A 9,572-nucleotide genomic window follows, 5' to 3' on the forward strand; every position below is an offset into this window, starting at 1 on the left:
AAATTAAATTAATTAAAAATAATCAGCAATAAATAAAAATTAAAATCATTTATTTTATAAAAATGTATATCATTTTTATTTTTATATCAATATAAATTTTAACGTTTGATAACATAATAAGTGTTTGCTTAACAAAAAATCGATAAAGGCTGATTAAGTGAGTGAAGTTTATGTTGAAAATAATCGTACTGATCCGCTGTACACCAAACATTGCCATGGCACAATAATCTAAGCTAATATAGTCGAGCATTTTATTGATTAGAGTCGGGGTGCGGTTGTAAAGCTGCTGAGAACATACCCGTGAACCTGATACAGTTTGTACTGGCGTAGGAAACTCATCACAAGCATTGATTGCTATGAAGGCACAACCCGCGCATCGGTGGGTTGTGCTTTTTTTCGTATGGGAAGGCTCTCTATAGGCCATAGAACGAAGTGCAAGCCGTCTGAACTCTTGTTAAGGAAACCATCATGGATTTTGCCTGTTTAGAACACATGCGCGTGCGCAATCCTTTGGTGCACAGCATCACCAATACCGTGGCGGCGCATTTTACTGCCAACGGTTTGCTGGCGGCGGGGGCTTCGCCGATTATGGGCAATGAGCCTGACGAAATGGCGGATATGGCGGCGGTTTGCGAGGCTTTGCTGATCAACATCGGCACATTGGAACAATCCACCATCGCCGCGATGTTTGCCGCCGGAAAAGCAGCGAATGCACGCGGTATTCCGGTGGTGCTCGACCCTGTAGGCGTGGCGGCCACACCGTTGCGCCGTGAAACTGTGGCGCGGTTACTCGAAGAAATCAAGTTTGCGGCGATACGCGGCAATGCGGCGGAAATCGGTTTTATCGCCGGCGAAGCATGGCAGGGTAAAGGTGTGGATGCGGGGCAGGGCGCGGCCAACGCGGCGCAGATTGCGGCGTCGGTGGCGCAGAAATATCAATGCGTCGTGGCGGTAAGCGGTGAGACGGATTATGTTTCAGACGGCCAATCGACGTTTACCGTGAAAAACAACACGCCGCTGTTTCCGAAAATCACCGCGTCAGGCTGCTTGCTGGGTGCCGTGATTGCCGCATTTTTGGCATCGGAGCAAGGCGATGATTTGGCTGCGGTCACGGCGGCTTGCACCTTTTACGCCGTTGCCGGTGAAACCGCCGCGCAGGGCTTGGACGAACGCCAAAGCGGCACATTCGGCGTGAAACTGATCGACAGCTTGGCCATGATTTCGGCACAAGATTTGACCGCCAAAGCGCGTGTCGAGGCCGTCTGAACAGACAAACACGCAGCAATGTTTTGAAACAATTTTTCAGACGGCATGGTTTATATTGATGATTACAGGCCGTCTGAACGATTCAAGGAGAACAAAATGGCAGAAACATTCGTACAAAGCTTAACCATTGCCGGTTCCGATTCGGGCGGCGGTGCGGGTATTCAGGCAGATTTGAAAACCTTTCAAATGCGCGGCGTGTTCGGCACCAGCGTGCTGACGGCGGTAACGGCGCAAAATACCTTGGGTGTGCACGGCGTGTATTTCGTGCCGACCGACATCATCACCGCGCAAATCCAAGCGGTGGCCGATGATTTCGATATCCGTGCATTCAAGCTCGGTATGCTCGGCACGGCGGAAATCATCGAATGCGTGGCGGATAATCTGCAAAACCGACGATTTGGCCAAATGGTGCTCGATCCGGTGATGATTGCCAAAGGCGGTGCTTCACTGCTGCACAGTTCGGCGGTGGGCGCAATGAAAAAGCATTTGTTGCCGCGTACCGATGTGCTCACGCCCAATCTGCCTGAAGCCGAAGCCTTAACCGGCGTGAAAATCGACAACCGCCAAGATGCCGAACGTGCCGCACGACTGCTGCAAGAAGCGGGCGTGAAACATGTGGTGATTAAAGGCGGTCATCTGAACAACAGCCAAAGCGAAGCCTGCACCGATTGGCTGTTTACGCCTGACGGTGTGGTTGAGATGGAAAGCCTGCGCTTCCCGACGCCGCATACCCACGGAACGGGCTGCACTTTCTCTGCCTGCATTACCGCGGAATTGGCCAAAGGCTTTGCGGTAGAGCAAGCCGTGCAAACCGCGAAAGACTACATCACCGCCGCCATCAGCCAGCCGCTGAATATCGGTGCGGGACACGGCCCGGTCAATCACTGGGCTTACAAAGCTTGACGGCTGCAAGCGAGAGGCCGTCTGAAAATCAGCTTTTCAGACGGCCTTGAGTATGCGTTATCATCAGCAGCTTTATGTCTCTGATAATAAAATGCGTTGACCTAAAAACGCATAGCGAGAATATTGCCTTATGTTGTTTTAAACGCAGCATCTTTTTGCGTACCGAAAATCATTACGCCATCCGCAGCATTGGTAATTTGGCATGAAATTGTTTACAATACGCGACATCAAAGCCGTGTCGGAACTTCGCGCGGCGCTTACTTAAGAAAGTAGAGAATATGCAGGTTACATCAAAATGGTTGGACGGAATGTGCTTTGTCGGCACCGCTGAAGGCGGGCACAGCGTGGTAATGGAGGGTGCGGCGGCGGAAGGTGCGGTAAAACGCGGTGCCAGCCCGATGGAAATGTTGTTGCTGGGTGTGGCCGGTTGTTCCAGCATTGATGTGGTGATGATTGCCGAAAAGCAACGTCAGAAAGTAATCGATTGCCAAGCCACGGTAACAGCCAAGCGCGCCGATGAAGCGCCGCGCGTGTTTACCGAAATCCATATTCATTTCAAAGTCATCGGTCATGATTTGAGAGAAAGCGCGATTGCCAAAGCGGTGGAATTATCTGCGGAAAAATACTGCTCTGCCTCGATTATGCTGGGCAAGGCGGCTAAGGTCACGCATAGTTTTGAAGTGGCCGAAGCCTGAAAACTTTGCAAGCTTCCCATCTTTGGTATATTTCATCGTTATGTGCTGCCGGAAAGCTTGTTTGTCTTCATAATATGTCTTCGCTTTCTGCGCTGCGATAACATCGAATTGTATTCAAATTCAAGGTTTTGCAAAGGTCTTAGTGTAATTTTTCAGACGGCCTAATTTATAATGAATGAATATAGTGAATGAATCGGGAGGTTTTCAGGTAAAATAGCCTGTTAACGCAGACATGGAGAGATGGCGCGAAAGGCCGTCTGAACAGCATGATGGGTAAATGGAACCTGTATTGCGCAATATCCTGTAAACCGACTATCAAAAAAGCAGATATATTCAAGCTGTATCTTGAATATATCTGCCCATTTGAACCTTTTCTCTATTTAACCGCCTTGTAATACTTGGCTTTTCTTTAGAGTTATTGTGCAAGTTATGTTCTGAATTGTCAACAAATTTTATTAATATTGTAAACAACCCGTTTGTGCAAATGAAATTGCTAGGGAAATCAAATGAATAACCAAAATAAATCAAATCATACCGCAACCAATACTGCACCGGCGACATCTTCATTAATTTTGGAAGAGCGACATGATTCCGAGCTTTTCCGGGTTTATGCCTCTATTTTGGATGCCATTACCGACCACGTTTTACTGCCGGGCAAAAAGCTGACCGAATCTGATTTGTGCCGCCAGATGGTGTGTTCGCGCAATACTGTGCGCAGCGCTTTATCGCTACTGGCACACGATAAAATTGTCGATTTGCAGCCCAACCGCGGTGCATTCGTGCATGTGCCGGATTTGAAAGAAATTCAAGATGTATACAAGTCGCGCATCGAATTGGAAACCATGATTTTCAATTTATTGCTTGAATTACCGGATTTGGAAATACGCCTGCAGCCTTTGTATGACATGATTGAACGCGAGGCAGAAGCATCGGTAAACGGCGACAGCGTGGGTTGGAACCGCCTGGCCAATGCCTTCCACGTTGAATTGGTGCGTCTGTTGGATAATGACGTGTTGTTTGAAATCATGAATACCTTGTGCGCCCGTTCATCGCTGATTGTTGCGGTATTCGGCGAACGCAGCCACGGCCACGGCCACCGCACCAGCGGCCATACTTATAACGAACACCGCGAAATTTTGGATTTGCTCGCCGCCGGTAAACGCACACGGGTACTGAAGTTATTGCGCCGTCACTTGGGCGGCTGTATCGAGCGTTTGAAAAGCAAATACGAAGCGCAAAACGAATTGCATTAATTAATCTCAAGAAGAGGCCGTCTGAAAGGTTTTCAGACGGCCTTTGATGTGGAAAACAAATGGAAAGTTTGATGACCTTAGTGTCGGTGTTGGCGCCGATGTTTCTCGGATTTTTTATCCGCCTGCCCAAGCCTTATTTGGCATTGGTGGATAAAATGCTGGTGGTGCTGGTGTATGCCGTGCTGCTTTTAATCGGCGTGTCGCTCTCGCGCGTAGAAAATTTGGGTTCGCAACTCCATACCATCGTGCTGACGACCTTATTGTTGTTTGCCTGCACCATCGGTATGAATTTGCTGGCCTTGATGTGGTTTGACCGCCGCTTTCCTTGGCAGGCCAAAGGTTCCGGCCAAAAAGCCAATGTGAGTTTATCGGGTAGCGCCAAACAGCTCGGCTGCGTGGCTTTGGGCTTTGTATTCGGCAAATTGATGGCCGACGTGTGGCTGCCGTCTGAAAACTTGGGTATGTATTGCCTGATGGCGCTGGTGTTGCTGATCGGTATCCAGCTCAACGGCAGCGGCGTGAGTTTGCGCCAAGTATTGGTTAACAAGCGCGGCGTTCAGACGGCCACGATCATGATGGCATCGTCGCTGGCCGGCGGTTTGGTGTTTGCTGCGTTGAATGAAGATGTCTCGTGGCTGAAAGGCTTGGCTCTGGCTTCGGGCTTCGGCTGGTATTCTTTGTCGGGTCTGGTGATGACCGAAGCTTACGGCGCGGTGTGGGGCAGTATTATGCTCTTGAACGATTTGGGGCGGGAATTTTTTGCGCTGGTGTTTATTCCGATGTTGATGCGCCGCCATCCGAGCGCGGCGGTGGGCGTGGGCGGGGCGACCAGCTTGGATTTTACTTTGCCGGTTATCCAAAGCTCGGGTGGTTTGGCCGCTGTGCCGCTGGCGATTAGTTTCGGCTTTATCGTCAATGTGGCGGCGCCGTTTTTAATGGTGGTTTTTTCCTCATTCGGTTGAAGCCGTTAACAAAATTTGGCAAAATCCTAAAAATATTCTGCATAAGAACAATACGGCAGCCCACACAAAAGAAAACACCATGAAACCACGAATCCAAAGACACGAAAAAATCATCGAATTGGTGCGTGCGCAGCATTACATGTCGATCGACCAATTGGCCAAAGAGTTGGACGTAACCCCGCAAACCATCCGCCGCGATATTAATTTATTAAGCGAAGAAAACGTATTGCGCCGCTATCACGGCGGAGCGACTTTGGGCGACGTGTTGGAAAGCGAATTGCAGCAAGGCAAGCGCAACAGCCATCAGGAAGAGAAAAATGCCATTGCGCAACTGATTGCCGACCAAATTCCCGACAATGCCTCGCTTTTTCTCAGTATCGGCACCACCATGGAGGCCGTGGCTGCCGCATTGATTAAGCAGCGCCGCAATTTACGCATCATCACCAACAATATTTATGTTGCTTCGATGGCCTCTTCCCGAAGCGACTACATCGTGATCATCACGTCCGGCGTGGTGCGTCCTATCGATGGCGGCGTGACCGGTGTGGCTACTGTGGATTTCATCAATCAATTCAAAGTCGATTATGCGGTGATGAGCACGCACGGCGTGGAAGAAGACGGCTCGCTTTTGGATTACGACTACAAAGAAGTCAGCGTGATGCAGGCGATGATGAACAATGCACGCGTGAAGTTTTTGGGTGTGGATCACACCAAGTTCAACAGCAATGCTTTGGTGCGCCTAGGCAACATTACCGAATTCGATAAAGTGTTTACCGACCGCGCACCGGCCGACAATATGCGCAAAATTCTCGACAGCGCCGGTGTGGAATGGTTCACGCCGCCTACGCGCTAATATTAGGAACAGAGCATGAAATTGTGGTATTCGAATACCAGCCCGTATGTGCGCAAAGTGCGTGCCGTGACAGTTCATCATGCCTTGGGCACACAGATTGAAGCCCGTCTTATTAGCGCTACGGCGTTTTCCGAACAAGCCGAACACAACCGCGATACACCGCTCGGACGCATTCCGGTGTTGCAAACCGATGAAGGTACATGGCTTTACAGCAGCAATGTCATTGCCGGATACCTGGACGCACAAGGCAGCAGCCACAGTTTATATCCGCAAGACGACAAGCGTTGGGTGGTATTGAATCTGCACGATTTGGCTGCAGGTATGCTGGACAACACCGTTGATATGGTGGGTGAAAAACTGTTGCACCCCGAAGCAGAATGGTGGCAGTCGCGCCATGAGCAGATTATCCGCCGCAACACGCGCACGTTGCCGGTATTGGCCGATGCCATCAAACCGTTTGATACAGAATTGAATATCGGCACAATCAATGCCGTGTGTGTGATTGACTTTCTCCGTTTCCGCAGCGCCTTGACCCAAGCCGACACAATGGCAGGTTTGACCGAACTGGCAGTGTGGACAGACGAAATGAATGCGCGTTATGCCTGCTTGGCAGCGACTCAACCTTGCGCCTAAACGATTTATCAAATCCGCCATCTCAGGTACAATTCAATTTTCAAAATTTCTTTCAGACGGCCTGTTATCGCCGTTTAAAATAAAAATAGACAAGACGGCAGCGACCGCCGTGTACATCCAGTACATAAGGGAGCCGGCAACGCTGTATTATTCTTTATTTTAAACGACCATAAAATCAAATAGGCCGTCTGAATCCTTATCTTTCATAAAGACGATTTTATGCTGAATAAAGAACAATTTGCGGACAACCATTTCATCCGCACCATCATCGAAGACGACTTACAAAGTGGCAAACACAGCGCCATCCAAACCCGTTTTCCGCCCGAGCCCAACGGCTACCTGCACATCGGCCACGCCAAATCCATCTGCCTGAATTTCGGGCTGGCCTACGTTTACGACGGCTTGTGCAACCTGCGTTTTGACGACACCAACCCCGAAAAAGAGAGCGACGAATACGTCAATTCGATTAAAGAAGACGTGCGCTGGTTGGGCTTCGAATGGTCGGGCGAGCCGCGTTATGCGTCTAATTATTTTGACCAGCTCTTCGATTACGCCGTCGGCCTGATTAAAGACGGCAAAGCCTATGTCGACGACCTCACCGCTGAAGAAATGCGCGAATACCGCGGCACGCTCACCGAGCCGGGCAAAAACAGCCCCTACCGCGACCGCAGTGTCGAAGAAAACCTCGATTTGTTCTACAGAATGCGCGACGGCGCCTTCCCCGACGGCAGCAAAACCCTGCGCCTGAAAATCGACATGGCCGCAGGTAACGTCAACCTGCGCGATCCCGTGATTTACCGCATCCGCCGCGCCCACCACCACAACACCGGCGACAAATGGTGCATCTACCCGATGTATGATTACACCCACGCCATTTCCGATGCGATTGAAGGTATTACCCATTCGCTGTGTACGCTGGAATTTGAAGCGCACCGCCCCTTGTATGATTGGGTGCTAGACAATATTCCCACGCCATCACACCCGCGCCAATATGAATTTTCGCGTTTGGAACTTTTGTATTCCATCACATCAAAACGAAAACTAAATCAACTGGTTACAGAAGGACACGTTACAGGCTGGAACGACCCACATATGCCAACTATTTCAGGTATGCGCCGTCGCGGTTATACACCCGAAGGCTTGCGCCTATTCGCTAAACGCGTGGGCATTTCCAAATCGGAAAACGTGGTAGATATGAGCGTATTGGAAGGCGCGATTCGAGAAGAATTGGAAAACTCTGCGCCACGTCTCATGGCAGTTTTAAACCCATTAAAAGTTACATTAACCAATTTTGAAAATGGCAAAACACAAAGTCGCCGTGCCGCTTTCCACCCCAATGTAGAAAGTTTCGGCGAGCGTGAAGTCCCTGTTTCCCAAACCATTTATATTGAACATGATGATTTTGCGGAAGAACCGCCCAAAGGCTGGAAACGCTTAACTCTGGGCGGCGAAGTGCGTTTGCGTCATGGCTATGTCATCAAATGTGATGATTTGGTTAAAGATGAAAACGGACAAGTCATTGAATTAAAATGCAGTATTGACCACGACACGCTAGGCAAAAATCCCGAAGGCCGCAAGGTAAAAGGCGTGATTCACTGGGTGTCTGCAGAACATGCTGCCGAAATCAAAGTGCGCTTATATGACCGCTTGTTTACCGTAGAACGCCCTGATGCGGTGCGTGGCGACGATGGCGAATATTTGCCATTTACCGACTTCTTGAACCCCAATTCAGCACAAGAAATCACCGCATTTGCGGAAAATATAGTCAATGATTTGCCACCTGAAAGCCGTTGGCAATTTGAGCGCATAGGCTATTTCGTTACCGACCGTTTTGAGCATAAAACTGGCGAAACACCTGTATTTAATCGCACGGTTGGGCTCAAAGACAGCTGGCAAAAGTAAGTTAAAATATTCAGGCAGCCTAAAAAGCAGATATTCAGGCTGCCTGAAAACCCATTATCGGAATTCATCATGCGATATTCAAATCTGTTTACCATCGTATTGGCCTTGCTGTTACTCAATGCTTGCGCACAGCAACTGTGCGGTAGCAGAGCCCAGCAAGTATTACCATTGCGTGCCTACTTTTTTCATCATAATGAGCTGTATTTGATAACCGATAAAAACGATTATCGCGTTACATCATCACAAGACACTATTCAAGACATGGAAAATTTTCTGGCTTCGCCACTGGGGCAAAAAATCATCGCCGATGGTGCAAAAACAGGGCAGCCTCTTCAAATCGTTGCCAACGATTTTCGCCATACATACGCTCCGAATACCATTGGACTGATGAGCAATAAAATAGAATTATCACATTACAGCCCAGCAGAACAACGCATCATGCAGGAAAAATACAAAATCAATCAGGCAAGACCGCTTTTATATATTGGGGGCGATGTCGAACTACAAGCCATCAAGCTGCCTGAAAGAGAAGAATTGAAAAAACGTTATGCGATTGAAAAACAAAAAATTAAACATGGCAATATAAATTATATTCGTGCATACAGCACTTGCGACCGCGTTACCAAGAGTTTGGATACGGCATTGGCATTGCCCATTATCTTTATTTTTCGCCCACCAATGGGCGGTGTTCGGTAATGATATTGTTGCGGTACATCATTTCATTTCTTGGGCGCAGATAATCTTGAAATATTTTCAAGCATGAAAAAATAGTCCGTAATGGCTATGGTTTCAGGCAGCCACAGCTTTGCTGGGCGGGCGCACATTATTTGCTCAATTATCCATTTAAGCTAATGGCGGCCTGAAACTCAAAAAATCGCCTAAGCCACTCTCCTAAAATAAAAATTTTATGGGGCTGAAGTAGATTAGCAGTCATGATAAGCTGCTAAAATGAAGATAACCCATTGCAAACCAAGAAAATCCATACAGAAAAAGCTCCTTGAATTTTCTGTACCGGAAGTGAGTGCCCGTTCTGCTGCGGATATTTTCAGGTATTCAGCCCAATTCAGCCATGCTGTTTTACCGCAAAATCCGCCAATTCATCGGG

9 protein-coding genes, 1 pseudogene and 1 riboswitch are annotated in these 9,572 nt (G+C 48.6%); all 10 genes and pseudogenes read left to right on the forward strand.

Translation table 11 applies throughout. The annotated features are described in order from the left end of the window. Nucleotides 1-255 precede the first annotated feature (255 nt). Nucleotides 256-350, forward strand: a riboswitch (TPP riboswitch). Between the two features lie 118 nt (nucleotides 351-468). Next, entirely contained in the window at nucleotides 469-1,266 is a 798-nt protein-coding gene (gene thiM, locus ACFPVS_RS07940; RefSeq protein ID WP_096294724.1) for a hydroxyethylthiazole kinase, read from the forward strand. A gap of 96 nt (nucleotides 1,267-1,362) precedes the next feature. Beyond that, nucleotides 1,363-2,169: a bifunctional hydroxymethylpyrimidine kinase/phosphomethylpyrimidine kinase gene (gene thiD / locus ACFPVS_RS07945; protein WP_096294725.1), complete on the forward strand. Its 807-nt coding sequence runs from the start codon at nucleotides 1,363-1,365 to the stop codon at nucleotides 2,167-2,169. A gap of 278 nt (nucleotides 2,170-2,447) precedes the next feature. Next, the gene (locus tag ACFPVS_RS07950) at nucleotides 2,448-2,864 is read left to right on the forward strand and encodes an OsmC family protein (protein ID WP_096294726.1); all 417 of its coding nucleotides are present in this window, start codon (nucleotides 2,448-2,450) and stop codon (nucleotides 2,862-2,864) included. A 506-nt stretch (nucleotides 2,865-3,370) separates the two neighbouring features. Beyond that, on the forward strand, nucleotides 3,371-4,117 hold the full coding sequence (locus ACFPVS_RS07955) for a GntR family transcriptional regulator (protein WP_096294727.1): 747 nt from the start codon (nucleotides 3,371-3,373) through the stop codon (nucleotides 4,115-4,117). Nucleotides 4,118-4,176: 59 nt separating this feature from the next. Further along, complete coding sequence (locus tag ACFPVS_RS07960) at nucleotides 4,177-5,079, forward strand: LysO family transporter (protein ID WP_096294728.1); 903 nt, start codon at nucleotides 4,177-4,179, stop codon at nucleotides 5,077-5,079. Between the two features lie 79 nt (nucleotides 5,080-5,158). Continuing rightward, nucleotides 5,159-5,932 carry a DeoR/GlpR family DNA-binding transcription regulator gene (locus ACFPVS_RS07965; protein WP_096294729.1) on the forward strand — a complete coding sequence of 258 codons (774 nt, stop codon included), beginning with the start codon at nucleotides 5,159-5,161 and terminating at the stop codon, nucleotides 5,930-5,932. A gap of 15 nt (nucleotides 5,933-5,947) precedes the next feature. Next, the gene (locus ACFPVS_RS07970; RefSeq protein WP_096294730.1) at nucleotides 5,948-6,565 is read left to right on the forward strand and encodes a glutathione S-transferase family protein; all 618 of its coding nucleotides are present in this window, start codon (nucleotides 5,948-5,950) and stop codon (nucleotides 6,563-6,565) included. A gap of 219 nt (nucleotides 6,566-6,784) precedes the next feature. Next, on the forward strand, nucleotides 6,785-8,467 hold the full coding sequence (locus ACFPVS_RS07975; RefSeq protein WP_096294731.1) for a glutamine--tRNA ligase/YqeY domain fusion protein: 1,683 nt from the start codon (nucleotides 6,785-6,787) through the stop codon (nucleotides 8,465-8,467). 69 nt (nucleotides 8,468-8,536) lie between these two features. Next, nucleotides 8,537-9,163, forward strand: a complete 627-nt coding sequence (locus ACFPVS_RS07980) for a hypothetical protein (protein ID WP_096294732.1) — start codon at nucleotides 8,537-8,539, stop codon at nucleotides 9,161-9,163. A gap of 252 nt (nucleotides 9,164-9,415) precedes the next feature. Next, nucleotides 9,416-9,572 (forward strand): annotated as a pseudogene (locus tag ACFPVS_RS07985) (IS1595 family transposase); the annotation flags it as partial.

Origin of the sequence: Neisseria weixii (assembly GCF_042658245.1) — a bacterium.
Lineage (GTDB): Bacteria > Pseudomonadota > Gammaproteobacteria > Burkholderiales > Neisseriaceae > Neisseria > Neisseria weixii.